Genomic DNA, 25,152 nt, shown 5'->3' with positions numbered 1-25,152 from the left:
TTCGAAGCCATTCGTCAAGGCTATGCATGTTTGGCAGACGTCTCACCCAATGAGAGGATCCAGCTCAAGCGAGAGAGCCTTATGCCGAAGATCGTGCTCAGCGCTAACATTTGCGCAAATATCACCGAGTTTCCCAATGTGAAGTTTTCCACCAGTTCCACGCACTTTTCCCGCAACAGACGAAGCGTGTCATCACCCATGGGGTGCGTCTGGTTGAGGCCTTCGCGAGCGAGATCTTGATAGAACTTGAGGGCGTGCTCGCACAGGTCTGTTTTTCTCAGGTTCGCCGTCTCAATGACTCGGGATTTATCGGTATCTAGGATCCACCTGCGGGTTTTGAGGTTATAGCTCAAGGTGCCGGGAGCCCCGTCCTTGATGGCAACGTGAAGAACCTTCAGTTCTTCGGACTTCAGGCTCGACAGTTCGCTGGGCCATGGTGTGTCGGGATCGGCGAGAGGGGCAAAGTACCGGCCATCGAGCGCTTCTACATAAACCTGCTCAAACAGGCTGTCGACGGCATGCACGACGCCTTGTGCCGTGATGACTCGTATCGGGTCGACAAGGTCTTGAGCCTCATAGGCGGGAAGATGGATGGTGGTTGTGCCAATCCGCAGCACATTGGCGCAAAGTTTTATTTCGACTCGACCCAGGTGCGTGGCATCGAGCTCCCAGGTGGAGGCATGGGGTAGCCGCGGATTGGCGCCGACCAATGCGCCCGGTGTGGACAGGCGTAGCGTCATGTTCGGGCTCAGGTGGACAAGGTAGGTGGCGCCTTCGCCAACCAGGACTTCAATCCCCGTCTGTTCGATGGGGGCTGTCAGCGTGGCGCAGGTTGCCCAATTGCCCATGTAATAGGGGGTTTTGTCCAAGGGGCGTAGATAGGCGTATTTCTTTTTGGTGGGTGTGAGAGATGGCGAAACTTCCGTTTTCCATTTCACCGGATCTTTGGCGATGAATGTTTCGTCCAGCAACACGCCATAGGCGGGCGAGGGCTGGACCAGACGGTAGGACGAGCCGTCATTCATGATGAGGATGAACGTATGTTGCAAAGCCAAGGCGGAAAATGCCCGCCGTCCGGTGTTCGGGTTTTGCGCGCTATAACGCTCGTCGGAACTTGCCAGGTTCTTCAAGATGATTCGGCGAGGGCCAAAGTGTAACGTCAGTCCACATTCACCATATTTTATGGTGTCGCCTTTATCTTCCTGAGTGACATGGGCGTTGTAGTGGGCCTCGATACCCGTCAGGTCGGAGTCGACGTAATCCAGATGGAGCGTGGTGGAAAACGCGCTTTTTTGCCTGACCCTGAGGGTGGTGAGTTCGTTGAGGCGTGAAACGAAATAGCTTGTGTCTTTGTCGTGGGCGATCTGCTGTTCTATCCGATCGTTCAGGATGGCCGGGGTTCGCGGCGTTCCTTGCTGCACCATGACTGTTTCAATGTCGAACGGGCCGCTGTGCTCGATCATCTCGGGCAGATCGGGAACCAAGTGGTAGCCATCCTGGGTAATGAACGTCAGCCTGTCGTTTTGCAGGGCTCTTGAATGGTCGCTATGTGCATAGACGTTCCTGATGGTGACTGTGCGAAGTTCCCAGTCATTTGCATCGAAGCATGAAGTAATGACCAGGTTGCTATCTTCAATCCGCCAGCTTTCAATCAGGTCGGCTCTCCAGTCCAGCGCGATGACGCTGTTGTCTGCGCCGTCTTCGGTGATCGATACACCGCCTGCTTTATGAGCGATGGCATAGACATCTTCGCCAGGTCCGCCGTCGGCGTTGCGGTTATTTCCATTGAGAATAAAAATCCGGTCATCTCCCGCACCGGCCTCGATCGAATCGTTGCCGCGGGATTTGATGATGTTCGAGCCGGCTGTGCCCTTGATGACATTGGCACCGCCCTCGGGGATTTCTACGTTTTCAATGCTTTCAAGCACTGCATGGCGATGACATCTGCTCTGCGTATCACCACTGGCTTGAGTGATGATGGACACTTGTCCGGCGTCCAGGTCGACCCGATAACCCTGGCGCGGCGCCTGATGGCTGCTGCTACGGCCCGATAAAATGAGTGTGTCATTGCCCACGCCACCCACCAGCCGGTTTGCTGGAGGGGTTTGGTTTCTACTGAGGTTTTCTGTCGAGCCCTCGAAGATAAAAACGTCATCTTTCGTGCCGCCGCTCAGTTCTTTGACACCGGCCCCGTAGTGAAAGACGTTGGGCTTGTCTTCGACCCCTGTAACAGTGTCGTTGCCACCGCCGATGTACCAATGGATACCTTTATGTCCGGCCGGCGTTTCCATGACTGCCCCCGGCGTCCCGGCAGTAACGCCTTTGCGCGCATCGATCCAGTCGTCGCTGTCTTTGATCCTCGGGCGTACTGCCGTCGCCTGGTACCTTTCACCGGTCCACCAACTCCAGGTGTTGTAGGTCACCGGTTCCAGTTCCACGGTGAATGTACCGTTTACGATCGCTTCAGTGCTGTCCTTCAGTGGGCCTCTAAGCAAGTTCAGGGCATTGTTCTGCAGTAGCTTTGTATGGTCGGCGGTCGCCTTGGCGATGAGGTAGCGCTCCTGGATATCCTTGTCGGGGTCGATCGTCCAGAAGGCCAACCAACCCGTGCGGAGACGCTCGTGTACGGTGAGCTCTATATAGTCGTCGATTTCATCGACTTGACGTATGGCGCCCCAGACTTGTGAACCCACCACCAGGATAAGCCCTGCGGCAAGGCCCACGGGACCGGCTGAACTGAACCCGGCCAGCGCGGCGACGCCGACGGTCAGGGTCATGGCGGCGCTGGTGACGCTCAAGGCTGCGCTGACATAGTGATCGGTGGCTTCTTTGCCAGTAGCGTGGGCGGCAGCCTTGAAAGAGTCGACGGCGGAAATGATGTCGAAAGGAAGTGTCAGGACGCTGGCAATCAGGCCGCCTCCACGCGCGAGCCGTGTGGCGAATGTCGTTTTAGCGAAATCCTCGAGGGAGCGATGGCCGGCCCTGATCATCTGAGTGGCTTGTCGGGTCACCGCGGCTTCGACGCCGATAGACGCGACCTCGGCGGCCACGCCGGTCCCATTGAAAATGGTCTGGTAGGCATCCTTGTTACGGATGGCGTCTTGCAGGCCTCGCAGGCCGCTATAGATTCCGAAGGCCTGAAGTCCAAGGCCCGTGGGAATGAGGAGGTTGCTCCTGGTGGTGCTGACCCAACTGAATGTTCCGTGGATGAGACCACGGCTATCGAGCTTTTGCGCGGATTTCAGGAGTTTTCCCAGCGTGCTCCGATAGTGGGTGGGGTCAGCCTGTGTTTCAGGGGCTTCACTCAACAATGGGCTCGCGCAGGGGGGACGCTGGCTTGCCATTTCAAATAGCAACGTTGGCAACCGGTAGTCGTTCGCATCGCAGGTCAGTTTCAGACGTGTTTCGATATCGCCTGCATTGAACTGAAGCGAGTTCACGAAAAAGCGATTGGGATGGCGGAAAAAAGTATTGTCGCCGTTCAGCGGTTGTCCATCGATCGTTGCGCCGAGCGCATTCAGGGCGCAACGGGTGATTGTCACGGAGCCGATGTGCAGCGGGCCGTAAAGTTTATCCACGACTTCAAGCTGGGCCTGTCGATGCTTGTGCTGCGGACTCAGTTGCGCTCCTTCGACGGACCTGAAGTCGAGTGTTTCGACAGCGTATTCATTGGCATGAAAACCCAGGTCCGTAATGACTACGGCCCGGTCGTCGGAAACGGAGCCGGGATAAAAAGCCTTGCTCATGGTGAACGTCCTTGTTCAACGATGATGTAAATGGCTCTCTATCTAAGGTGTTTTCCTGAACGGTGTATATCGATGGGTTGTTGCCATGTTTTGCAAAAGCCTGGCTGCCGTTCCGCAGAACGCAGGGCTCAGTGGGTGGACAGCAACGACGCTGCGCCCGCGCCACCAAACAACCCGGCACTGATCCGATTGAACCAGCTCTGCCCTTTGCCCGTGCGCAAATACCGAGCAGCGCCATGGGCGCCGAGGCCGTAGGCCAGCTTGCAGAGCAGGTCGAGTACGGTCCAGGTGGCGATCATGATCAACAGTTGTGGCAGGAACGCTTGCTCGGCGCTCAGGAACTGCGGGAGGAAAGCGGCAAAGAACAGGATGTCTTTCGGGTTGCTGGCGCCCAGCACGAACGCCCGGCCGAACAGCGCGCGAAAACGTGGAACGGCAGCAGCCTGGGGCACTTCGGCGCCCTGGGCAGGTTGGCGCGATTGCTGCCAGCTCTGCCAGGCCAGGTAGAACAGGTACAGCGCACCGACAATCTTCAGGGCGCTGAACAGCTGTTCCGACGCCATCAACAACGCGCCAAGCCCCAACGCCGAGGCGCTCAACAGGCAGATCGAAGCGATCACCCCGCCCAGGAACGCCGGGTACGAGCGGCGCAGGCCGTAGTTCAGGCTGTTGCCGATCATCAACAATGACAACGGGCCAGGGATGAGGATCACCACCAAGGCGGCACCGCTGAACAACAGCCAGGTTTCCAGATTCATTGCTTTGCTCCTGATGGACAAAAGCCTCACCCAATGGGTGAGGCGGGTGGTTACGTGTCTCGCTTACAAGAAGATGAACTTGGCGATGAAGATCGCGCAGAGCACCCACAGGCTGACAGAGATTTCCTTGCGCTTGCCGGTGCCGGCCTTGAGCACCACATAGGTGATGAAACCCAAGGCGATGCCGTCGGCGACCGAGAACGTCAGGGGCATCATGATGGCCGTGACAATGGCCGGAATACTGTCGGTCGGTTCATCCCATTCGATGTGGGCCATGCCGCCCATCATCAGCATGGCGACGTAGATCAAGGCCCCGGCGGTGGCGTAGGCCGGGATCATCCCGGCCAGTGGCGCGAAGAACATCGCGGCAATAAATAGCACACCGACCGTCACGGCGGTAAGCCCCGTGCGCCCACCCGCGGCCACACCGGCGGCGCTTTCCACGTAGCTGGTCACTGGCGGCACACCGACCATGGCGCCGAATACGCTGGAAGCGCTGTCGGCTTTCAAGGCGCGGGACAGGTTTTCGATCTTGCCATCGGCTTTCACCAGGCCGGCGCGTTGGGCGACGCCCATCAGCGTGCCCGCGGTGTCGAACATGTGCACGAACAGGAAGGCCAGCACCACGCTGATCATGCTGACGTTGAATACGCCAGCGACGTCCATGGCCATCCAGGTCGGTGCCAGGCTGGGTGGCGTCGACATGACGCCGTTGTACTGCACCAACCCCAGGCCCCAACCGGCCAGGGTCACCGCGATGATGCTGATCAGGATCGCGCCGAACACGCGGTGGTAACTGAGCACGGCGATCATCAAGAAGCACACCGCAGCCAGCAGCGGACCGGGTTCGCGCAACGAGCCAAGCTTGATCAAGGTCGCCGGACTGTCGACGATGATCCCGGCGGTTTTCAGGCCGATCAGCCCGAGAAACAATCCGACCCCCGCGCCCATGGCGAACCGCAGGCTCACCGGAATGCTGTTGAGCAGCCACTCCCGCACCCGGGACAAGGTCAGGATCATGAACAGCACGCCGGAAACAAACACCGCACCTAATGCGGTTTCCCAGTTGTAGCCCATGGTGCCGACCACGGTGTAGGTGAAGAAGGCGTTCAGGCCCATGCCCGGTGCCAGGCCCACCGGCCAGTTGGCATACAGACCCATCAACAGGCAACCCAGGGCGGCGGCAATGCAGGTTGCGACGAACGCGGCGCCATGATCGATACCGGCGTCGGCCATGATGTTGGGGTTGACGAAAATGATGTAGGCCATGGTAATGAAGGTTGTCAGGCCGGCAATCAGCTCGGTCTTCACCGTGGTGCCATGCAAGCTGAGTTTGAAGAGGCGTTCCAGCCAGCCACTGCGAAGTGGTGGCGAAAGGTCCAGCGTCTGGGCTTCGGGTTTGCGGCTTTCCACAGCGAGTACTCCTCAAGAGTCTTATTGTTATTTCCAGCCCCGCACGCCCTGAGGGTGGTTGCGAGGCTCTGAGGCAGGTAAGGCTGGCGATGTTTGTTGACCTGTCGGTCAGGAACTCGCACGAAGCGAATTATGCTTTTGTATACAAATAAAGCAAATAATGTTTTCTGTGTTGTCGACGAAATGTCTGGCGATAGGGATATATCGCCCATGCGGGCGCTATCGCGAGCAAGCTCGCTCCCACAGGGGAACGCCGTCAAACACAAATTTTGTGCTCACCACACTCCAACTGTGGGAGCGAGCTTGCTCGCGATAGCGCCAGTCCAGGCAAAGCCAATCTGAGCCTAGGCCTTGCCCAGTGCCAGATTCACCGCCAACCACCCATCCACCGCTTCCTCCCCCGCTTCGGCAAACACCCGCTCCAGCAATTTCACCTGCTCGCGCCGCAACGCCTGCTCGAACCGCTCGCCCTCGGCGGTCAGTTCCAACAGCCGCTTACGCTTGTCTGTCTCAGACGCGACGCTGTTCACCAGATGCATTTCCATCAACTGGCGCAACGGCATGTTCAGCGCCTGTTTGCTCACGCCGAGCAGGGCCAGCAGTTCCTTCACGCTCAGGGACGGGTATCGGGCGATAAAAAAAACGATGCGCTGGTGGACCCGGCTCAACCCACGGCGTTCGAGCATTTCATCGGCCTTGGCGGTAAACGCCTGGTAGCCGAAGAAGAACGCTTCCATGGCCATTTGTTGGGAAGTCGGATTTTTAAGGTCAAGCATATTGACGTATCCAGGAAGGGCGGAGTAATTTCGGTCAACTAGTTTGACTCATTATTCCAGCGACCCGCTACAGGTGACCCCCATGGCTTTTTCCGAACGTGTCTCGCGCCTCAAAAGTTCTTTGATTCGAGAAATCCTCGCGGCGGCGCAGCGCCCAGAAGTGATGTCGTTCGCCGGCGGCCTGCCCGCCGAAGCCATGCTGCCGAAAGTGGAATGGGCGGCCATGCCGGTGTCCATGGGCCAATACGGCATGAGCGAAGGTGAACCGGCCCTGCGCGAAGCCTTGGCGGCTCAGGCGCGCTCCCTGGGTCTGGCCTGTGAGGCCAGCCAGGTGCTGGTGGTCAGCGGCTCCCAGCAAACCCTCGACCTGGCAGCCAAGCTGCACATCGACGTCGGCACTGAAGTGATGCTGGAGGCGCCCACCTATTTGGCGGCGTTGCAGATTTTCCAGCTGTTTGGCGCCGACTGCATCACCGTGCCCCTGGAAGCCGACGGTCCGGACCTGAAGCAATTGCGGGCTCGGCTGGAGCGGCATCGGCCGGCGTTCATCTACCTGATTCCCACCTTCCAGAACCCCTCGGCGGTACGCTACAGCGAGGCCAAGCGCGATGCCGTGGCGGCGCTACTGGACGAGTTTGGCGTAACCCTGATCGAGGACGAACCTTACCGCGAGCTGACCTTCGACGGCGGCAACGCCACGCCGATTAGCAGTCGCTTGAAGAAGGCCAGTTGGATCTACACCGGCACCGTATCGAAAACCCTGTTGCCAGGGCTGCGGGTGGGCTATCTGATCGCCAGTCCGGATCTGTTCCCCCACTTGCTGCGGCTCAAGCAGTCGGCGGACCTGCACACCAATCGCATCGGCCAATGGCAGGCGCTGCAATGGATCGGCACCGAGCAGTACCGTCATCATTTGAGTGAGTTGCGGGATTTCTACCGGGATCGTCGCGACCGCTTCCAGGCTGCGCTGCACAAGCATTTTGCCGACATCGCGGACTGGAACGTGCCCCAGGGTGGGCTGTTTTTCTGGCTGACCCTCAAGCAACCGCTGGACACCCGTACCTTGCTCGCCGCCGCGTTGGCTGCTGATGTTGCGTTCATGCCGGGGGAGCCATTCTTTCCGGAGCCGGACAAGCATCCGGGGCACTTGCGGCTGAACTTCAGCCACATTGATCCGGCACGGTTGGATGAAGGGCTCAAGCGGTTGGCGGGAGTGGTGCGGGAGGCGTTGGCTGCAGAAGCAGCTTGAGTCATGCAGTGACTGGTCTGGCCTAATCGCGAGCAGGCTCGCTCCCACAGGGGGCAGGGTCGATCACAAAACCTCAGTTACCCACAGTTCCATTGTGGGAGCGAGCCTGCTCGCGATGGGGCCCTCCCAGCCACCACAAAATTGTCAGGCTGCAGAAAACCGCTTATCCAGATAATCAATGATCACCTTGGACTCATACATCCAGGAGGTCTGGCCATTCTCTTCAATCCGCAGGCACGGCACTTTGATCTTGCCGCCTTGCTCCAGCAGCGTCTGGCGGTCCTGTTCATTGTTTTTCGCGTCGCGCAGGGCCACCGGCACATTGAGACGGCGCAGGGTCCGGCGGGTCTTCACGCAAAACGGGCAGGCGTGGAACTGATACAGCGTCAAGCTGCGAGCGGCCTCGTTGACTTGCGCCTGGGCTTCGGCCGGGCGCTGTTTCTTGCCTGGACGGGTGATGAAATCGAGGAAGATAATCAGCTGGCCCAGGCCAACTCGAAGCGCTTTGACAATCACGGTATAAGCCTCGCGGCAGGGAAGAAGAGGGCGCGCAGCTTACCTGATTTTTCACAGGCGAAAAAAAACCGGCGATCAATGCCGGTTTTTTCATGCGACGGGTTACTTGATGAGGCTGAGGAATTCGCTGCGGGTGGCAGCGTTTTCCCGGAACTCACCGAGCATCACCGAAGTGATCATCGAGGAATTCTGCTTTTCCACACCGCGCATCATCATGCACATGTGCTTGGCCTCGATCACCACCGCCACGCCCAGGGCGCCGGTCACCTGCTGGACCGCATCGGCGATCTGGCGGCTGAGGTTTTCCTGGATCTGCAAGCGACGGGCATACATATCGACGATGCGCGCGACTTTCGACAGCCCCAGCACCTTGCCGCTCGGGATATAGGCCACATGGGCCTTGCCGATGAATGGCAGCAGGTGGTGCTCGCACAGCGAGTACAACTCGATGTCCTTGACCAGCACCATTTCGCTGTTGTCGGAGCTGAACAAGGCACCGTTGGTGACTTCTTCCAGGGTCTGTTCATAACCGCGGCAGAGGTACTGCATGGCCTTGGCAGCGCGCTTGGGCGTGTCGAGCAGGCCCTCGCGGGAAACGTCCTCGCCGAGTTGGCCGAGAATCGCGGTGTAATTCTGTTCCAGAGACATGAAACTACCTGTGGGATTTTACGCAAAGGGCAAGGGTACGGTGGCGGACACGGCGCTGCAAGCTCGGCAATCGGGACGCTACTCGTCGCGACCTTCCATCATGGTGCGCTTGAGCATTACGTACACCGCGCCGGCGCCGCCGTGTTTCGCCTGGCAGGAGGTGAAGCCCAGTACTTGGGGGTGCTGGCGCAGCCAGGTGTTGACGTGGCTCTTGATCATTGGCCGCTTGCCGTCCAGGCGCACGGCTTTGCCGTGGGTGACGCGCACGCAGCGGATTTCGAACTTGGTGGCTTCGGCCAGGAATGCCCAAAGGGTTTCCCGGGCTTTTTCGACGGTCATGCCGTGCAGGTCGAGGCTGCCTTCGAAGGGAATCTGGCCGACCTTGAGCTTGCGCATCTGGCTTTCCTGAACCCCGTCGCGCGCCCACATCAACTCGTCTTCCGGGCCGACGTCGATCACGAACTGATCGGACAAGCCATCCACGGTCGTGGCGTCGGTGCGCACGGTGGCGGCCTGACGCAGCTTGGCGATCTGTGCGCGGTCAGCCTTGGGTTTGCCGGTTTCGGCGCGATCGTGCTTGATCGGTTTTACGCCCTGGATCGCACTTTTGAACAGGGAAAAGTCGTCGTCTTGCATGTCAGCCTCCGCGAAGGCCGGCCAGTTTACCCAACTCCGAGGGGATCAGGCGCGACAAAACGTCGGATGGCGGGTCAGTCGTGCTTTTTCATCAGATGCGGAGCCATGGCCAGCTCCAGGGATTGGCGAGCGCGGCGGCGGCAGCGGCGCCAGAGCCAGACGCCCAACAGCAATACGAAAAGACCGACTGCCAGAATGATTGCCGAACCCAGCGGGGTGGCGTTCAACTCGCCCAGTGCGGGCGGGCGCCCCAGCAGGCTGGCGGCACCGGCCATGGCCAGCAGTACACCGAGCGTGGCCAGGAGCGCGGCGATCGCAGCGCCGAAACGAAACCGCCAGTTGCTAGGGCCTTTGGGCCGTAAGCGACGTGCGTCAAAACCATCGGATAACTTCATTCCGACCTTCCTCAATGGGTATCGGCCCTTCGACCGGAAGATGTTCGGGTTGTTCCTGACAGTAGTGTCCTGTTTCGCAAATACGTTCCTTTTTTGACGAGTGGCTGTTGTCGTCAGGCAAGACGCCACGACGAGTCATGGCCCGCTATGGCGAGGAGCGGCAACGCAGCATGACGAAAACAGACGCCGTCAAAAAGGAACAGTATTTGTGATACAGGACACCAGGGCAATTGCGGCAAATGAGAGGCTTTTGCGGATGAGCGGCGGGAACGGCCGCTCATCACGGAGAATCAGGTGAAGTCGCGGGTCAGGGCCAGGGTGGCGAAGTTGTCCGCCATGATCGCCATTTCGGTCTGCTGAACGTGCTCGGCGCTGAGTACGCCGCCCTTGTATGGCAGGTCACGGGTGGCGCAGGCGTCTTCCACCAGGGTGCAACGAAAGCCCAGGTTCTTGGCGGCGCGCACAGTGGTGCTGACGCTGGAGTGGCTCATGAACCCGCAGACGATCAAGTCCAGGGGGCCGAGGTCTTCCAGGCGTTTTTTCAACTCGGTGCCATGGAACGCGCTGGGCAGCAGCTTTTCGATCACGGTTTCGTCGCCCTGGGGCTCAAGGCCCGGAATGAATTCCCCGCGTTCGCCCTGCGGATCGAACAGCCCGCCGTGGGTGCCCAGGTGGCGCACATGCACGATCGGACGGTTGGCGGCACGGGCCGCGCCGAGCAATTGCTTGATGTTCGCGACCGCTGCATCCATGCCACTCAAGGCCAGGGGGCCGGCGAGGTATTCTTTCTGGGCATCGATGATGATCAGTGTCGCTTGACTCAGGTTGGCCGCCGCGTAACCACGGCCGCTGAGTTGAAACATCGTTTTTGGAACGGACATTCTGGGGCTCCTTCGAGTGGGGCTTTTGCGACATTGTCCTCTGGCTGAGCGGTTCTGTGAATCGCTTCCATCACAAGGGCCGTCGTTGCTGGCCTACAGCCTTGTCAAGATGCTCGTCTTGTTCAATGGATGGGGCAAAAAATGGATAAATCCTACGTTTGCGCCGGTGTTTTTCTTTCGTCCTTGAGCAGGGTTTGGGCGCTGCCGCGTTTGGCTGGTAGACTCGCCCGTCGATTTTTCTGGAGTTTGCCGCCGTGATCACTTCCCGCCTTCGTACCCTGCGCGACCATATCCGTTGGGCCGTCAGCCGTTTCCACGGGGAGGATCTGTTTTTTGGCCATGGCACCGACAATGCGTGGGATGAAGCCCGGCAACTGGTGTTGGGCGCGTTGCATCTGCCCTGGGAAATTGCCGATAGCTACCTCGATTGCCGCCTGGAAGACGAAGAGCTGGTGCACGTGCAGCGTTTGCTGCGCCGGCGTATCGCAGAGCGCATTCCGGCGGCTTACCTGCTGGGTGAAGCCTGGTTCTGCGGGATGTCCTTCATTGTCGACCAGCGCGTGCTCATTCCCCGTTCGCCCATTGGTGAGTTGATCGAAAAGCGTTTCGAACCTTGGCTGGGCCAGGAACCTGCGCGGATTCTCGACCTCTGCACCGGTTCCGGCTGCATCGGCATTGCCTGTGCTTTTGAATTCCCCCATGCCGAAGTGGTGCTGGCCGACCTGTCGTTCGAAGCGCTGGAGGTGGCCAACCAGAACATCGAGCGTCACGGTGTCGATGAGCGCGTGTTTACCGTGCAGGGCGATGGTTTCGAGGGGCTGCCGGGGCAACGTTTCGACCTGATCGTGTCGAACCCGCCCTATGTCGACGCGGAGGATTTCGCCGACATGCCGCAGGAATACCAACATGAGCCGGAGCTGGGTCTGGCCTGTGGCGATGACGGCTTGAACCTGGTCCGCCGGATGCTGGCCGAAGCAGCCGATCATCTGACCGAGAAGGGCCTGTTGATTGTCGAGGTGGGTAACAGCCAGGTTCACGTCGAGGCGCTGTACCCGGAAGTCGATTTCGCCTGGCTGGACTTCGAACGCGGCGGGCATGGAGTGTTCATGCTCAGTGCCGAGCAGTGCCGGCAGTACCAGGGGGTGTTTGCTTCGCGGGTTTGATCCGATTGATGGCGGGCGCGCCTCAGTGCCCGTTAACCTGGACATGCAACCTGTGGGAGCGAGCTTGCTCGCGATGGCGGCGGGTCAGCAGTATTGAAATTGACTGACCCACCGTTATCGCGAGCAAGCTCGCTCCCACAGGGGTATTTTGCGCTGTTGAGTTTAGTGCCGCGTCGCAATCCAGATCAGCAATCCCGCCTGGAACATGGCAAACGCCACCAGGCAGGTGATGGTGAAGCGCAGGCCGGCGTCTTCGCGCTTGAACTTGGTGACCTTTTCTTCCTGTTTCTTGAGTTTGACTTCCTGTTCCGCCAGGTTCTGCTCGGCTTGTTGCAGCATCTGCGCGGCTTCGAGGATTTCCACGAACTGCAGCTTTTCGGTGTTCCAGTCCCCCAGCAGATCGCCAACGTGGGTGGGCTTGACGCTGCCTTTGAGGTGCTGGGCGTCGGCGTAGACCACCTCGAAGCCATGGGCCTTCATGAAGTGGTCGCGACGCAGGCGGGTGTCTTCGTTCAGCGCGTCCTTGTTGTTCAGGTCGCTGCCGTCTACCCGGTATCCCGACCAGCGCTTCTTGGCCCAGGTGATGCCCTGGGCGGCCAGGAAACGACCGATGCCACGGTTCATCGGTTCGACTTGCAGGCTGTCCGGGGAAAAAAACAGGCGTTTTTCGACGTGATCGGCCCAGACGTCCAGGTGATTCTGTTCCTTGCGCACCCGCTGGCCTGGCAACTGAATGCTCATGCGCAGCAAGCTGCGCTCTTTGCTGTGGCGCTCGGCGTAGCTGAACTCGACAAACCGCAGCGGTCGCACACCGGTGGCCCGGTCGGTCTTGAGCGGCGCCAGCCGGAGCATCTTGTGGTGCTCGGCTTGTACATCTGCCCAAGGTAGCTCCGCGGCTGGAGCGGCGGGCGTTTCGGCGGCAGTGTCGGGTGAAGTTTCAGTGTCAGTCATATCGGCAAAATCCTGTCCAGGCCGGCTCCTCGGCAGCCAATGCGCTGTCCGACACCGACTTATCGGCCGTTTTTGCCAGGACTGGAGGGTTAAAACCGCTTAACGCGAGGGTAACGAGTCAATAAAACTCAAGATATGTGCGCCGAGCTCGGCCGCCAGGGGCAGGTTGGGATCCTTGTAGGAGGCCAATTGCCGTTTCACGTCGTTGGGCACGATGCGCATCACATGGTTCATGCCCTCGATCAACGCCAGCTCGGCGTCAGGCTTGGCTGCTTTCAACTGCCTGGCGTCGTCGACGCTGACCTGGATGTCATGGCTGCCCTGGATGATCAAGGCTGGCATCTTCAGGGCCGCAAAGGCTTGGGCCGGGTCCTGGCGGAACAGCGAGATCAGGTAGGGCTGCACGCTGGGGCGGAAAATCACTTGCAGTTGTGGCGGCACGTTCTCGTCGAGTCGACCGGCCTTGAGGCTGTCGAGCAGTTCGTTGCTGCGCAACATCAGCGGCGCTGGCAGGCGGCTGCTCAACTGTTGACGCAGGACCTGGTCGATAGGCCGCGCGCTGCCGGACAGCGAAATCACCGCCGCAGCGTTGGCCTGGGGGGCGGCGAGGCTGGCGATCAATGCGCCTTCGCTGTGACCCAGGATAACCAATGGACCCAGCCGCGGGTCGGCGGCGAGCTTGCGGCTCCAGGCCACGGCATCGGCCACGTAGGCTTCGACGCTGAGGTTGCGTTCGTCCGGTGTCGCCGCGAGGCTGGCCGCCACCCCGCGTTTGTCATAGCGCACGCTGGCGATGTTGTGTTTGGCCAGCACCCAGGCCAGGCGCTTGAGGCTGTCGTTGCGCCCGCCGTCGGGGTTGTTTCCGTCGCGATCCGTAGGACCGGACCCGGAAATGATCAGGACAACTGGCACGGGTGTGTCGGATTTGGGCAGCAACAACGAGCCGAAAAGTTCACCGCTGTCGGTGACAAGGCTGATGGGACGTTGCAGGACGGTGGCCTGGGCCAAGCCGGGAAGCAGGCCGGTGAACAGGGTAAGGCTCAAGGCAAGCACTCTTAACATCATCACGCCATTAGTTACGAAGGTGCCGGTTGGACTGGCGGGCACCGATAAGGTTCGAGGATGAACTACTCGGGGACCCTGCGTATACTGGCGGCCTTTACGAATCCAAGGTTGAGTCTCTCAGCGATTTCACGGAGCACCCTGCATGTCCGGCAATACCTACGGCAAGCTGTTCACCGTTACCACCGCGGGCGAAAGCCATGGCCCGGCGTTGGTCGCCATTGTCGACGGCTGCCCGCCGGGCCTGGACATTTCCCTGGACGATCTGCAACGTGACCTGGACCGCCGCAAGCCCGGCACCAGCCGCCACACCACCCAGCGCCAGGAAGCCGATGAAGTCGAAATCCTCTCCGGTGTGTTCGAAGGGCGAACCACTGGCTGCGCCATCGGGCTGTTGATCCGCAACACCGACCAGAAGTCCAAGGACTACTCGGCCATCAAGGACTTGTTCCGCCCGGCCCACGCCGACTACACCTACCATCACAAGTACGGCGAGCGCGACTACCGTGGCGGCGGCCGCAGTTCGGCCCGGGAAACCGCCATGCGTGTGGCGGCCGGGGCGATTGCCAAGAAATACCTGGCCAGCCAGGGCATCGTTATTCGCGGCTACATGAGCCAGTTGGGCCCTATCGAAATCCCGTTCAAGACCTGGGATTCGGTAGAGCAGAACGCTTTCTTCTGCCCCGACCCGGACAAGGTGCCGGAACTTGAGGCCTACATGGACCAACTGCGCCGGGACCAGGATTCGGTCGGCGCGAAGATCACCGTGGTGGCCGAAGGTGTGATGCCGGGCCTTGGCGAGCCGATCTTCGACCGCCTCGACGCTGAGCTGGCCCATGCGCTGATGAGCATCAACGCCGTGAAAGGCGTGGAGATCGGCGCCGGCTTCGCCTGTGTCGCCCAGCGTGGTACCGAACACCGGGACGAACTGACCCCGCAAGGTTTCCTCAGCAACAACGCCGGCGGCATCCTCGGTGGCATTTCCTCGGGCCAGCCGATTGTCGCGCACCTGGCCTTGAAGCCGACGTCCAGCATCACCACGCCGGGCCGCTCCATCGACATCCATGGCAATCCGGTGGACGTCATCACCAAGGGCCGTCACGATCCGTGCGTTGGCATCCGTGCCACGCCCATCGCCGAGGCGATGATGGCGATCGTGCTGATGGATCACCTGCTGCGTCATCGCGGCCAGAACGCCGACGTTCGGGTCAGCACTCCGGTGCTGGGGCAGCTTTGATGGTTGGCCTGCCGACCGCCGTGGCCTGACGAGCATGGCGGCACTGCCGTACTGGCGGCTCTCCAGTTTCTATCTGTTCTATTTCGCCCTGCTCGGTTCGACGGCGCCGTTCCTGGCATTGTATTTCGACCACCTGGGGTTCAACGCGGCGCGCATCGGCGAGCTGGTGGCGATCCCCATGCTGATGCGTTGCGTGGCGCCGAACATCTGGGGCTGGCTGGGGGATTACACCGGCCGGCGCCTGGCCATCGTGCGTTTTGGCGCGATCTGTACGTTGCTGACCTTCTCGTTGATTTTCATCGATAAAAGCTATGCCTGGCTGGCGATGGTCATGGCGCTGCACGCGTTCTTCTGGCACGCGGTGCTGCCGCAATTCGAAGTCATCACCCTGGCCCACTTGAGCGGACAGGCGTCGCGCTACAGTCAGATCCGCCTGTGGGGTTCCATCGGCTTCATCATCACCGTGGTGCTGCTGGGGCGACTGTTCGAATGGCTGAGCCTGGACATTTATCCACAGGCCTTGGTGCTGATCATGGCCGGCATCGTGTTCGCCAGTTTCTGGGTGCCCAACGCCCAGCCGGTGCAAGGGCCACGAGTGGCGGGGGAGGGCTTTTTGCGGCAACTGCGCAACCCGGGCGTGCTGGCGTTCTACACCTGCGTGGGCTTGATGCAGGTGAGTCATGGACCGTATTACACATTTCTGACGCTGCACCTTGAGCACCTGGGCTACAGCCGCGGGCTGATCGGCCTGCTCTGGGCCGTCGGGGTAGTGGCGGAAGTGTTGATCTTCCTGTTGATGAGCCGGATCCTGGCGCGGTTTTCCGTGCGCCGGGTCCTGCTGGCGAGTTTCCTGCTGGCGGCGTTGCGCTGGCTGCTGCTGGGATCACTGGCCGAGTTTCTCTGGGTGCTGCTGTTTGCCCAGGTGCTGCACGCGGCGACCTTCGGCAGCTTTCACGCCGCTGCCATTCATTTCGTGCAACGTAGCTTCGGCCCACGCCAGCAAGGCCAGGGCCAGGCGCTGTACGCGGCGCTGGCCGGCACGGGCGGGGCCTTGGGCGCGTTGTACTCCGGCTACAGCTGGAATGCCCTGGGCGCCACTTGGACTTTCAGCATCGCCAGCGTCGCAGCCTTCGCTGCAGCCGTTATCATTGCCACACGTATGCAAGAGGACAGGCCATGAGCCTTACCCGTGAACAGCTCGCCCGGGAAATCATCGACGCCGGGCGTTTTTTGTATGGCCGCGGCTGGTCCCCGGCTACCAGCAGCAACTATTCGACCCGGCTTGCCCCTGACCAAGCCCTGCTGACCGTGTCCGGCAAGCACAAGGGACAACTGGGGCTCGACGATGTGCTGGCCACCGACCTGGACGGCAACAGCCTGGAGCCAGGCAAGAAACCCTCCGCCGAAACCTTGCTGCACACCCAGTTGTATCGCTGGCGGCCGCAGATCGGTGCTGTGTTGCATACCCATTCGGTGAATGCCACGGTGTTGTCGCGCCTGACCGCCGAAGCCTTCATCGACTTCGAAGACTACGAACTGCAAAAGGCCTTCAGTGGTATTTCGACTCACGAATCCCAGGTTCGCGTGCCGATTTTCGACAACGACCAGGACATCGCGCGCCTGGCCGCCAAGGTCCAGCCCTGGCTCGAGGCGCATCCCGATTGCGTCGGCTACCTTATTCGTGGCCATGGCCTGTACACCTGGGGGGCGGGCATGAGCGATGCCCTGCGCCAGATCGAAGCGTTCGAGTTCCTGTTCGAGTGCGAGCTCAAGACCCGCACCCTCCTGAACCGTTAATCTGCTGGAGCCATAGCCATGAGCAGCCTATCCGTCTACCACGTCTCAAGCCCTGATATCCCGAACAAGGTGCTGACCCATTTCGAAGACATCGCCTCGACCCTGGCTGAAAAAGGCGTGCGTTTCGACCGTTGGGAAGCGGCGAGCAAAATCCAGCCTGGCGCCAGCCAGGACGAAGTCATCGCTGCCTATCGGGCCCAGATCGACCGCCTGATGACTGAGCGTGGCTACGTCACGGTCGATGTCATCAGCCTCAATAGCGATCACCCGCAAAAAGCCGAGCTGCGGGCCAAGTTCCTCGATGAGCACCGCCATGGCGAAGACGAAGTACGATTTTTCGTCGCCGGTCGTGGCTTGTTTACCCTGCACATCGATGATTACGTCTATGCCGTGTTGTGCGAAAAGAACGACCTGATCTCGGTGCCCGCCGGTACGCCACACTGGTTCGACATGGGCGAGCATCCGCATTTCGTGGCCATCCGCCTGTTCAACAACCCGGAAGGCTGGGTCGCGAAGTTCACCGGCGACGACATCGCCAGCCGCTTCCCACGCCTGGAGGACTGAGCCTGTGCCAATCAAAGCCATCCTCACCGACATCGAAGGCACCACCAGCGCGGTGAGTTTTGTGTTCGATGTGCTGTTTCCCTATGCCGCCAGGCATTTGCCGGATTTCGTCCGGCAAAATGCCGCGCGTGCCGACGTGGCTGAACAACTGGCCGCTGTGCGCCAGGACAGCGCTGAACCGGGGGCTGACGTCGAGCGCATCATCGAGATCCTGTTGGGCTGGATCGCCGAAGACCGCAAGGCTACGCCGCTCAAGGCGTTGCAGGGCATGGTCTGGGAGCAGGGGTACCAGGCTGGACAATTGAAAGGCCACGTTTACCCGGACGCGGTGCAGGCGCTCAAGCAGTGGCACCAGGAGGGTTTGCAACTGTTCGTGTATTCCTCCGGCTCGATCCAGGCGCAGAAGCTGATTTTCGGTTGCTCCGAGGCCGGTGACCTGTCGCCGTTGTTCAGCGGCTATTTCGACACTACGTCGGGCCCCAAGCGGGACGTGCAGTCCTACCAGCGCATCAGCGCGGCGGTGGGTGTCGCGCCGGGGGAGATTCTGTTTCTGTCCGACATCGTCCAGGAACTGGACGCGGCCCGCGATGCAGGCATGGCGACGTGCGGGTTAGCACGGGAAGGGGGGGAACTGGCAGGGCATGTCACTGTGAACAGTTTTGCGCGGATCGACCCTTCAGCGTTTTGACGCCATCAGGCGACAAAACGAATCGGGTCATGGATTGTAGGAGCGGGCTTGGCCGTGAAGGCGGTGTGTCATTCAACTTCTTTATTGAATGTACAGCCGTCTTCGCGAGCAAGCCCGCTCCCACAGGAAGATCAAGCGCTGTGATAGGTCGGCAAAGCGAAGCGATGCTGGCTCTGCAGCAGGGTGATCTGCGGCAGCTCACTGGCCTGTTCCGCCAAGTCACGACGAATGGCGCTGATCACCCAGGACAATTGGTCACCGGCATGCAATTGCGCATAGGAAATCGAGCGCTTCAACTGTTTGCCTTCGCTATTGCGCAATGTCAGCAGAATGCCGCCGTCCGGGCGAGCCTGTGTAGTCACTTCGTAGTTGGAAAACAGGGACGAAAATTTTTCTTGAATCATATTCATAATTTGACTGCTCCATGGTTTTGATGGCAAACCGTGGAGGGGTAGTTGCAGTGTCTGTGCCATCCTTGTGCTGCATAAAAAACCCTTTAAAAACAATAAGTTGATCATTTTCTGATTTTTTGCTTTCGTGCATCTTGCATGAATGGCCATCGTGCATCCTGCATTTTGCGTGGTTCTCCAATCTTTTTTGGAACCAATTGAGTTTGTAGCGCTCACCCTTCGCCTGTCCTGGGCCGCGGATACAAAACATTGCAAAAACCGCATGTACAGCGCCGGAATCGCTGGCGTACTTTCGATCCGGAATCACTACAGCCCGATAACAAGAACCGAGACCCACGAGGTCGACCGGGGAAGATCACCATGAGTCGTACACCCAGCGACGCTATTACCTGGGGCATGATGCTGCGCAAGTTGCCCGCCATTGCCAGAGCCGTTGCGCGGATCATCAAAGGCATGAAACTGGCCAACGTCCAGGACCCGACCCAGCCCTGTGGCCTGGGCTGGTGTTTCGAACAGGCCACGCTACGTAATCCACAGGGTCCGGCGTTGCTGTTCGGCGACGCGGTGTGGAGTTATGCACAGGTCAACGAGCAAGCCAATCGTATTGCCCACTACTTGCTGGCCCAGGGCATCGGCAAGGGCGACTGCGTGGCGATTTTCATCGAGAACCGGCCCCAGCTGTTGATCGCCGTGCTGGCGGTGGCGAAGGTCGGCGCGGTCAGTGCCATGATCAACACCTCGCAAACGGGCGATGCGCTGGTGCACAGCCTGGCGCTGGTGGCGCCGGTCGCGGTGGTGGTCGGGGATGAACGGGTCGCCGCCTTCAACGACGTGCGCGGACGAACCGCATTGCCGAATGCTCGTACCTGGTGGGTGGCGGATCAAGACAGCGCCGATGTTCCGTCCGGTTTTATCGACCTGCTCGGTCGCAGTGAAGGGTACCCAGGCGATAACCCGACCAGCAGCCAGCACGTCTTCTTCGACGATCCATGCTTGTACCTCTACACCTCGGGCACTACCGGGTTGCCCAAGGCCGGGGTCTTTCGCCATGGACGCTGGATGCGCACCTCCACCAGTTTCGGCCTGATCGCCTTGGACATGCAGCCCGATGACATCTTGTATTGCACCCTGCCGCTGTACCACGCCACGGGCCTGTGCGTGTGCTGGGGGGCGGCGATCTGTGGCGCCTCGGGGTTTGCGCTGCGGCGCAAGTTCAGCGCCAGTCAATTCTGGAACGATGTGCGCCGTTACCGGGCGACCACGCTGGGTTATGTCGGTGAGTTGTGCCGTTACCTGATCGACCAGCCGTCCACCGGCGAAGACCGCCACCACAGTGTGAAGAAGATGATCGGCAACGGCCTGCGCCCCGGAGCCTGGTCGACCTTCAAGACGCGTTTTGGCATCGAGCATATCTGCGAGCTGTATGCGGCCAGCGACGGCAATATTGGCTTCACCAATGTGCTGAATTTCGACAACACCGTCGGGTTTTCCCTGATGGGCTGGGAACTGGTGCGCTACGACCATGACAGCGGCGTGCCGTTACGCAACCTGCAAGGTCGCATGCAGAAAGTCCCCAGGGGCGAACCGGGCCTGCTGTTGGCGCGGATCGACGACAAGGCGCCGCTGGACGGCTACACCGATCCAGCCAAGACCGAAAAGACCATCTACCGGGACGTCTTCGTTCCCGGTGACCGCTACTTCAACACCGGTGATCTGCTGCGCAACATTGGTTTTGGCCATGGGCAGTTCGTCGATCGCCTCGGCGATACCTACCGCTGGAAAGGCGAAAACGTCTCCACCACGGAAGTCGAAAACGTTTTGCTGCAACACCCGCAGGTGGCCGAGGCGGTGGCCTATGGCGTGGAGATCAATGGCACCAATGGCCGCGCCGGCATGGCGGCGATCACCCCGGCGGAATCCCTGGCGGTGCTGGATTTCAGTGAGCTGTTGCAATTCCTGCAGTGCAAGCTGCCGGCCTATGCGGTGCCATTGTTCCTGCGCATTAAAGTGAAAATGGACACCACCGGCACCTTCAAATACCAGAAAACCCGCCTCAAGGCCGAAGCCTTCGACCCTTGCGTTGCCGATGATGAGCCGGTCTACGCCTGGCTCCCGGGCAGCCAGACCTACGTGCGGGTAGACCGGCAACTGGCGACGCAGATTCAGGGTGGGCAGTATCGCTATTGATTCTGGCTATGGAGGCGGCAGAGAAAAAAGGGATGACAGGTCTCGAGTCCCTCGGGAAACTAGCGGCTTTGCAAAGACTTGAGTGGAGTTTCCCATGTCCGATACAAGCCGTCAGATGACCCCGGAAGAGGCTGCGGAGTTTGCCGAGCAGGTGTTCAATGTCGCACGCCAGGGTGACGCCGCGATGATGGCGGCCTTGCTGAGCAAAGGCCTGCCGCCCAACCTGCGTAACCACAAGGGCGACACTTTGCTGATGCTGGCTGCGTACCACGGGCATGTGGAAACCGTGAAAGTGCTGCTGGAACACAAGGCCGATCCGGAAGTGCGCAACGACAATGGCCAGAGCCCGATTGCCGGCGCGGCCTTCAAGGGTGACCTGGCAGTGGTCACGGCGTTGGTGGAGGGCGGTGCGCAGGTGGAAGGCTCCTCCTTCGATGGCCGTACCGCATTGATGATGGCGGCGATGTTCAATCGCGTGGCAATCGTCGATTACCTGATCAGCAAAGGCGCCGATCCGAAAGCCAAGGATGCCAACGGCGTCTCGGCCCTGGATGCGGCCAAGACCATGGGCGCGGTGGATACCACGGCGCAATTGGAAAAGTTGTTGGGCTGATCCTCCTTCAGGGCCGTGACTCTGGAGTGACATTGCTCTTGTGGCGAGGGGATAAATCCCTTCGCCACATGAGCCTGACTCGGGCAATGTGATGCGCTATCCTGCGCGCCCTCAAAACCCTATCCACAGGATCCACCTCACCATGAAAGTCGCCCTCATCGAACTCATCAGCAAAATCAGCTCCGGCTGCCTGGGCGATGCGGACATTGCGAAAATCGCCGACGAAGCGGCCCAGGCCTATGCCGATCCGGCGGCCTTTCTGGCGACCAACCCGGATATCAACTACGACGACACTTTCCCTATTCCCCTGGGCGAATGGGTGGTGGTAGGCAGCCTGCCGGACACCGTGCTGTTCCAGGCCGATACCTACGTGGAGCTGTTCGAACAGATTGTCGCCTCGTTCGGCCCCGACGTGGCGTTCAATCTCAAGCCCAAGCAACTGGCGAAAACCGAAGCCCTCACGGCGCTCAACCGCATCCAGATCCAGATGAGCAGCCTGAACAAGGAAAACGGCGGTTATATGCTGATGAACTTCAGCCAGTTGCTCGACGATGAATTGCAGATGGTGCTGGTGTACGGCAACGATGTGCCGCGCGTGCTGGAGCTGTGTGCTGAAGTTGGCATTGCCGCTGCGCCGGCCCTGGAAGCCCTCAAGGTCGCGGTTCACATCTGAAGCAATAATACGGAACCCTCGCCAGGGGCCCGCTATCCTAAGTGTGCCTACCACCATTTGGGAGCGACACCATGGGTTCCACCTTCAACGGCCTGATCGGCCTGATTATCCTGGCGCTCGATATCTGGGCGATCATCAACGTACTCAAGAGCGGCGCGGAAACCGGGATGAAAATCCTGTGGGTGCTGCTGATTATCCTGTTGCCGGTGCTGGGCCTGATCATCTGGGCGATCGCCGGGCCGCGAGGCAACGTGCGGATTTGATCGTTCCACGAAAAAATGCCCGGGCGCCATGAGCGCCCGGGCATTTTTTTATGGGTGGGGTCAGGCCGTTGCCAGGGACGGCTTCTGCGAGGCACTCAAAAAGCGCAGCAAGGCCAGTAGCGGGAAGGCACTGCCGATGATCACCACCCACAACCAGCCGCCGTGTTCGTACACCGCGCTGGCAATCGATGAGCCGAACGCACCACCAATGAAGATGCTGGTCATGTACAGCGCGTTCAGCCGACTGCGGCTCTTGGCATCGAGGGCATAGATGGTGCGTTGGCCCAGGACCATGTTCATTTGCACGCAGAAATCCAGGACCACGCCGGTCACCGCCAGGCCAATGACGCTGTAGAGCGGATGGATGAACGCCGGCAGGAAGCTCAGGCTGGCGAACAGCATCGCCAGCAGCGAGGCGATACGGGTGTGGCCGGCGTCCGCCAGGCGACCGGCGATGGGCGCGGCAATGGCGCCGATGGCTCCGACCAGGGCGAACAGGGCGATTTCAGTCTGGGACAGGCCATGGTTGCGTGACAGCTCCAGCGGCACGGCGGTCCAGAACAGGCTGAATGTGGCGAACATGCCGGCTTGGTAAAACGCCCGTTGCCGCAACAGTGGCTGCTGGCGTAGCAAGGTGCCCAGCGAGCCCAGCAGTTGACCATAGGAGGCGCTGTGATCGGGCTGACGCTTGGGCACGGTCAACGCCAGCACGATGCTGATCGCCGCCATCAGTACGGCGGCAATCATGAACATCGCCCGCCAGCCGAAGTGGTCGGCCACTACGCTGGAGACCGGCCGCGCCAACAGGATGCCCAGCAGCAGGCCGCCCATGATCCCACCCACGACCCGTCCTCGGGACTCTTCCGGCGCCAGGTGCGCCGCCAGGGGAATCAGGACCTGCACCGACACTGAACTGAAGCCCACCAGCAACGAAACCAGCAGGAATACGTTCGGTTGATCGGTAAACGCGGCGCCCAACAGGCTGGCAATGGCCACCACGGTGGTGAGGATCATCAGGCGGCGGTTCTCCAGCAGATCGCCCAGCGGCACCAGGAAAAACAGGCCCAGGGCATAGCCGATCTGGGTCAACGAGACGATCAGGCTGGCCATAGTGCTGCTCAAACCGACATCCGGCGCGATCAGTTCGATGATCGGTTGGGCGTAGTAGATGTTGGCGACGATGGCCCCGCAGCAAAAGGCGAACAACAGGACCATGCCGCGGGTCAGGCTTGTACCGGCGGGCACGGAGGAGGGATGGGCACTCATGGCTATCTCGTCAGTAGCTTGAAAGGATGGCGTGAGGCTAAAGAGTTGTGGGGCTCAGGAACAGGCTTTGTGACTGATATCGGACATGCTTTCTATTGATGATGAAACAGGCCTGATCGTTCCCTCGCTCTGCGTGGGAATGCCGCCCGGGACGCTGCGCGTCCTTTTTTGACGCAGAGCGCCATTGGATACGTTCCCACGCGAAGCGTAGGAACGATCAATGTGGAGGGGACGTTACTGCCCGCTGTAGATCTGGTCGAAAATCCCACCATCATTGAAGTGAGTCTTCTGCACCGTGCGCCAGTCGCCAAAGGTTTTTTCCACCGACAGGAAGTCCACTTTCGGGAAGCGGTCGGTGTATTTGGCCAGCACCGCCGGGTCCCGTGGGCGCAGGTAGTTGGCGGCGGCGATCTCCTGGCCTTCAGGCGACCACAGGTATTTGAGGTAGGCCTCGGCGGCTTCGCGGGAGCCTTTTTTCTCGACCACTTTGTCGACCACGCTCACCGGGGGCTCGGCTTCGGCGGAAACGCTCGGGTAGATCACTTCGAACTGATCGCGACCGAACTCGCGGGCGATCATCTCGGCTTCGTTTTCAAAGGTCACCAGCACATCGCCGATCTGGTTGGTCATGAAGGTCGTCGTCGCGGCACGGCCACCGGTGTCCAGTACCGGAGCCTGCTTGAACAGTTTGCCGACGAAGGCCTTGGCTTTGCTTTCATCGCCACCGTTCTTCAGCACATAACCCCAGGCCGACAGGTAGGTGTAGCGGCCGTTACCGGAGGTTTTCGGGTTGGGCACGATCACTTGCACGCCGTCCTTGAGCAGGTCGGGCCAGTCTTTCAACGCCTTGGGGTTGCCCTTGCGTACGATAAATACGGTGGCCGAGGTGAACGGGGCGCTGTTGTTCGGCAGGCGGGTGACCCAGTTCTCGGGCACCAGTTTGCCGTTATCCGCCAGGGCGTTGATATCGGTGGCCATGTTCATGGTGATGACATCCGCCGGCAACCCGTCGATCACCGAGCGTGCCTGCTTGCTGGAACCGCCAAAGGACATCTGCACGGTGATGTTTTCGTTGTGCTCGGCCTGCCAGTGTTTCTGGAAGGCTGCGTTGTAGTCCTTGTAGAAGTCGCGCATCACGTCATAGGAAACGTTAAGCAGGGTCGGGGCGGCGTGGGCCAGGCTGCCGAAGGTCAGGCCGACGGCGAGAAGTGAGGCGCCAAAGAAGTTCTTCACTTACCAATTCCTTTTATTTGAACGGGG

The 25,152-nt window shown here is 60.1% G+C and carries 25 protein-coding genes; 11 read left to right on the top strand and 14 right to left on the bottom strand.

The features are described from left to right. Positions 1 to 20: 20 nt before the first annotated feature. The 4 genes from J9870_RS21620 to J9870_RS21605 all read right to left on the bottom strand — a co-directional run bounded on the left by J9870_RS21620 (position 21) and on the right by J9870_RS21605 (position 6,693). Positions 21 to 3,746 (bottom strand): calcium-binding protein, encoded by a 3,726-nt coding sequence (locus J9870_RS21620; RefSeq protein ID WP_210639926.1) that lies wholly within the window; start codon positions 3,744 to 3,746, stop codon positions 21 to 23. Positions 3,747 to 3,874: 128 nt separating this feature from the next. Continuing rightward, positions 3,875 to 4,504 (bottom strand): LysE family translocator, encoded by a 630-nt coding sequence (locus J9870_RS21615; protein WP_210639924.1) that lies wholly within the window; start codon positions 4,502 to 4,504, stop codon positions 3,875 to 3,877. 63 nt (positions 4,505 to 4,567) lie between these two features. Further along, positions 4,568 to 5,917 (bottom strand): NCS2 family permease, encoded by a 1,350-nt coding sequence (locus J9870_RS21610; RefSeq protein ID WP_210639922.1) that lies wholly within the window; start codon positions 5,915 to 5,917, stop codon positions 4,568 to 4,570. A gap of 344 nt (positions 5,918 to 6,261) precedes the next feature. Continuing rightward, positions 6,262 to 6,693 carry a MarR family transcriptional regulator gene (locus J9870_RS21605; RefSeq protein WP_135846626.1) on the bottom strand — a complete coding sequence of 144 codons (432 nt, stop codon included), beginning with the start codon at positions 6,691 to 6,693 and terminating at the stop codon, positions 6,262 to 6,264. Positions 6,694 to 6,775: 82 nt separating this feature from the next. On the opposite strand from J9870_RS21605, the gene J9870_RS21600 reads away from it, so the two are divergent. Next, positions 6,776 to 7,942 (top strand): PLP-dependent aminotransferase family protein, encoded by a 1,167-nt coding sequence (locus J9870_RS21600; protein ID WP_210639921.1) that lies wholly within the window; start codon positions 6,776 to 6,778, stop codon positions 7,940 to 7,942. Positions 7,943 to 8,086: 144 nt separating this feature from the next. On the opposite strand, the gene J9870_RS21595 is transcribed toward J9870_RS21600, so the two are convergent. From J9870_RS21595 to J9870_RS21575, 5 genes are all read right to left on the bottom strand, one after another. Then, positions 8,087 to 8,458, bottom strand: a complete 372-nt coding sequence (locus J9870_RS21595; protein WP_210639920.1) for a glutathione S-transferase N-terminal domain-containing protein — start codon at positions 8,456 to 8,458, stop codon at positions 8,087 to 8,089. Between the two features lie 102 nt (positions 8,459 to 8,560). Then, positions 8,561 to 9,106 carry a GTP cyclohydrolase I FolE gene (gene folE / locus J9870_RS21590; RefSeq protein WP_003204506.1) on the bottom strand — a complete coding sequence of 182 codons (546 nt, stop codon included), beginning with the start codon at positions 9,104 to 9,106 and terminating at the stop codon, positions 8,561 to 8,563. A 78-nt stretch (positions 9,107 to 9,184) separates the two neighbouring features. Continuing rightward, positions 9,185 to 9,742 (bottom strand): Smr/MutS family protein, encoded by a 558-nt coding sequence (locus tag J9870_RS21585; RefSeq protein ID WP_025214971.1) that lies wholly within the window; start codon positions 9,740 to 9,742, stop codon positions 9,185 to 9,187. Between the two features lie 74 nt (positions 9,743 to 9,816). Continuing rightward, positions 9,817 to 10,137 carry a hypothetical protein gene (locus tag J9870_RS21580; protein ID WP_053124023.1) on the bottom strand — a complete coding sequence of 107 codons (321 nt, stop codon included), beginning with the start codon at positions 10,135 to 10,137 and terminating at the stop codon, positions 9,817 to 9,819. A gap of 290 nt (positions 10,138 to 10,427) precedes the next feature. Further along, positions 10,428 to 11,018, bottom strand: a complete 591-nt coding sequence (locus J9870_RS21575; RefSeq protein ID WP_210639919.1) for a cysteine hydrolase family protein — start codon at positions 11,016 to 11,018, stop codon at positions 10,428 to 10,430. 254 nt (positions 11,019 to 11,272) lie between these two features. Here J9870_RS21575 and prmB point away from each other — a divergent pair, with 254 nt between their 5' ends. Continuing rightward, the gene (gene prmB / locus J9870_RS21570; protein ID WP_210639918.1) at positions 11,273 to 12,181 is read left to right on the top strand and encodes a 50S ribosomal protein L3 N(5)-glutamine methyltransferase; all 909 of its coding nucleotides are present in this window, start codon (positions 11,273 to 11,275) and stop codon (positions 12,179 to 12,181) included. Positions 12,182 to 12,343: 162 nt separating this feature from the next. Here prmB and J9870_RS21565 read toward each other — a convergent pair whose 3' ends face one another. Further along, positions 12,344 to 13,132, bottom strand: coding sequence for a hypothetical protein (locus J9870_RS21565; RefSeq protein ID WP_210639917.1), 789 nt, complete (start codon positions 13,130 to 13,132; stop codon positions 12,344 to 12,346). Between the two features lie 99 nt (positions 13,133 to 13,231). After that, complete coding sequence (locus J9870_RS21560) at positions 13,232 to 14,197, bottom strand: alpha/beta fold hydrolase (protein WP_210645371.1); 966 nt, start codon at positions 14,195 to 14,197, stop codon at positions 13,232 to 13,234. Between the two features lie 142 nt (positions 14,198 to 14,339). Between J9870_RS21560 and aroC the strand changes: the two genes are divergently transcribed. From aroC to mtnC, 5 genes are read left to right on the top strand one after another with little or no spacing between them, the layout of a single operon-like run. Continuing rightward, complete coding sequence (aroC, locus tag J9870_RS21555) at positions 14,340 to 15,431, top strand: chorismate synthase (RefSeq protein WP_210639916.1); 1,092 nt, start codon at positions 14,340 to 14,342, stop codon at positions 15,429 to 15,431. Between the two features lie 34 nt (positions 15,432 to 15,465). Further along, complete coding sequence (locus tag J9870_RS21550; RefSeq protein ID WP_210639915.1) at positions 15,466 to 16,611, top strand: MFS transporter; 1,146 nt, start codon at positions 15,466 to 15,468, stop codon at positions 16,609 to 16,611. Next, positions 16,608 to 17,228, top strand: coding sequence for a methylthioribulose 1-phosphate dehydratase (locus J9870_RS21545; RefSeq protein ID WP_210639914.1), 621 nt, complete (start codon positions 16,608 to 16,610; stop codon positions 17,226 to 17,228). Before J9870_RS21550 ends, J9870_RS21545 begins: the two co-directional genes overlap by 4 nt. An 18-nt stretch (positions 17,229 to 17,246) precedes the next feature. Further along, positions 17,247 to 17,792 carry an acireductone dioxygenase gene (locus tag J9870_RS21540; protein WP_210639913.1) on the top strand — a complete coding sequence of 182 codons (546 nt, stop codon included), beginning with the start codon at positions 17,247 to 17,249 and terminating at the stop codon, positions 17,790 to 17,792. A 4-nt stretch (positions 17,793 to 17,796) separates the two neighbouring features. Then, positions 17,797 to 18,480 carry an acireductone synthase gene (mtnC, locus tag J9870_RS21535; protein WP_210639912.1) on the top strand — a complete coding sequence of 228 codons (684 nt, stop codon included), beginning with the start codon at positions 17,797 to 17,799 and terminating at the stop codon, positions 18,478 to 18,480. Between the two features lie 131 nt (positions 18,481 to 18,611). Here mtnC and J9870_RS21530 read toward each other — a convergent pair whose 3' ends face one another. After that, positions 18,612 to 18,890 (bottom strand): DUF3509 domain-containing protein, encoded by a 279-nt coding sequence (locus J9870_RS21530; protein WP_025214961.1) that lies wholly within the window; start codon positions 18,888 to 18,890, stop codon positions 18,612 to 18,614. A 360-nt stretch (positions 18,891 to 19,250) separates the two neighbouring features. Here J9870_RS21530 and J9870_RS21525 point away from each other — a divergent pair, with 360 nt between their 5' ends. The 4 genes from J9870_RS21525 (at position 19,251) to J9870_RS21510 (ending at position 22,626) form a co-directional block, all read left to right on the top strand. Continuing rightward, on the top strand, positions 19,251 to 21,077 hold the full coding sequence (locus J9870_RS21525; protein WP_210639911.1) for a long-chain-acyl-CoA synthetase: 1,827 nt from the start codon (positions 19,251 to 19,253) through the stop codon (positions 21,075 to 21,077). Positions 21,078 to 21,171: 94 nt separating this feature from the next. Then, on the top strand, positions 21,172 to 21,690 hold the full coding sequence (locus J9870_RS21520) for an ankyrin repeat domain-containing protein (protein WP_210639910.1): 519 nt from the start codon (positions 21,172 to 21,174) through the stop codon (positions 21,688 to 21,690). Positions 21,691 to 21,832: 142 nt separating this feature from the next. After that, positions 21,833 to 22,363: a hypothetical protein gene (locus J9870_RS21515; protein WP_210639909.1), complete on the top strand. Its 531-nt coding sequence runs from the start codon at positions 21,833 to 21,835 to the stop codon at positions 22,361 to 22,363. Positions 22,364 to 22,434: 71 nt separating this feature from the next. Beyond that, positions 22,435 to 22,626 (top strand): PLDc N-terminal domain-containing protein, encoded by a 192-nt coding sequence (locus J9870_RS21510; protein ID WP_003223221.1) that lies wholly within the window; start codon positions 22,435 to 22,437, stop codon positions 22,624 to 22,626. Positions 22,627 to 22,686: 60 nt separating this feature from the next. On the opposite strand, the gene J9870_RS21505 is transcribed toward J9870_RS21510, so the two are convergent. Both J9870_RS21505 and J9870_RS21500 read right to left on the bottom strand, forming a co-directional pair. Then, positions 22,687 to 23,892 carry an MFS transporter gene (locus J9870_RS21505; protein WP_210639908.1) on the bottom strand — a complete coding sequence of 402 codons (1,206 nt, stop codon included), beginning with the start codon at positions 23,890 to 23,892 and terminating at the stop codon, positions 22,687 to 22,689. A 234-nt stretch (positions 23,893 to 24,126) separates the two neighbouring features. Then, positions 24,127 to 25,125, bottom strand: coding sequence for a sulfate ABC transporter substrate-binding protein (locus J9870_RS21500; RefSeq protein ID WP_210639907.1), 999 nt, complete (start codon positions 25,123 to 25,125; stop codon positions 24,127 to 24,129). Positions 25,126 to 25,152 lie beyond the last annotated feature (27 nt).

The sequence above is a fragment of the Pseudomonas sp. Tri1 genome (assembly GCF_017968885.1).
Lineage (GTDB): Bacteria > Pseudomonadota > Gammaproteobacteria > Pseudomonadales > Pseudomonadaceae > Aquipseudomonas.
Note: the sequence above shows the minus strand (reverse complement) of the source record. Positions and strands in the feature narration are given on the sequence as shown.

What these genes read in the sequence shown, in the direction of transcription:
- J9870_RS21620 (WP_210639926.1), bottom strand. Translation starts at nt 3,746, where the DNA reads ATGAGCAAGGCTTTTTATCCCGGCTCCGTTTCCGACGACCGGGCCGTA.
- J9870_RS21615 (WP_210639924.1), bottom strand. Translation starts at nt 4,504, where the DNA reads ATGAATCTGGAAACCTGGCTGTTGTTCAGCGGTGCCGCCTTGGTGGTG.
- J9870_RS21605 (WP_135846626.1), bottom strand. Translation starts at nt 6,693, where the DNA reads ATGCTTGACCTTAAAAATCCGACTTCCCAACAAATGGCCATGGAAGCG.
- J9870_RS21600 (WP_210639921.1), top strand. Translation starts at nt 6,776, where the DNA reads ATGGCTTTTTCCGAACGTGTCTCGCGCCTCAAAAGTTCTTTGATTCGA.
- folE (WP_003204506.1), bottom strand. Translation starts at nt 9,106, where the DNA reads ATGTCTCTGGAACAGAATTACACCGCGATTCTCGGCCAACTCGGCGAG.
- J9870_RS21585 (WP_025214971.1), bottom strand. Translation starts at nt 9,742, where the DNA reads ATGCAAGACGACGACTTTTCCCTGTTCAAAAGTGCGATCCAGGGCGTA.
- J9870_RS21580 (WP_053124023.1), bottom strand. Translation starts at nt 10,137, where the DNA reads ATGAAGTTATCCGATGGTTTTGACGCACGTCGCTTACGGCCCAAAGGC.
- J9870_RS21575 (WP_210639919.1), bottom strand. Translation starts at nt 11,018, where the DNA reads ATGTCCGTTCCAAAAACGATGTTTCAACTCAGCGGCCGTGGTTACGCG.
- J9870_RS21565 (WP_210639917.1), bottom strand. Translation starts at nt 13,132, where the DNA reads ATGACTGACACTGAAACTTCACCCGACACTGCCGCCGAAACGCCCGCC.
- J9870_RS21560 (WP_210645371.1), bottom strand. Translation starts at nt 14,197, where the DNA reads ATGATGTTAAGAGTGCTTGCCTTGAGCCTTACCCTGTTCACCGGCCTG.
- aroC (WP_210639916.1), top strand. Translation starts at nt 14,340, where the DNA reads ATGTCCGGCAATACCTACGGCAAGCTGTTCACCGTTACCACCGCGGGC.
- J9870_RS21550 (WP_210639915.1), top strand. Translation starts at nt 15,466, where the DNA reads ATGGCGGCACTGCCGTACTGGCGGCTCTCCAGTTTCTATCTGTTCTAT.
- J9870_RS21545 (WP_210639914.1), top strand. Translation starts at nt 16,608, where the DNA reads ATGAGCCTTACCCGTGAACAGCTCGCCCGGGAAATCATCGACGCCGGG.
- J9870_RS21540 (WP_210639913.1), top strand. Translation starts at nt 17,247, where the DNA reads ATGAGCAGCCTATCCGTCTACCACGTCTCAAGCCCTGATATCCCGAAC.
- J9870_RS21530 (WP_025214961.1), bottom strand. Translation starts at nt 18,890, where the DNA reads ATGAATATGATTCAAGAAAAATTTTCGTCCCTGTTTTCCAACTACGAA.
- J9870_RS21525 (WP_210639911.1), top strand. Translation starts at nt 19,251, where the DNA reads ATGAGTCGTACACCCAGCGACGCTATTACCTGGGGCATGATGCTGCGC.
- J9870_RS21520 (WP_210639910.1), top strand. Translation starts at nt 21,172, where the DNA reads ATGTCCGATACAAGCCGTCAGATGACCCCGGAAGAGGCTGCGGAGTTT.
- J9870_RS21515 (WP_210639909.1), top strand. Translation starts at nt 21,833, where the DNA reads ATGAAAGTCGCCCTCATCGAACTCATCAGCAAAATCAGCTCCGGCTGC.
- J9870_RS21510 (WP_003223221.1), top strand. Translation starts at nt 22,435, where the DNA reads ATGGGTTCCACCTTCAACGGCCTGATCGGCCTGATTATCCTGGCGCTC.
- J9870_RS21505 (WP_210639908.1), bottom strand. Translation starts at nt 23,892, where the DNA reads ATGAGTGCCCATCCCTCCTCCGTGCCCGCCGGTACAAGCCTGACCCGC.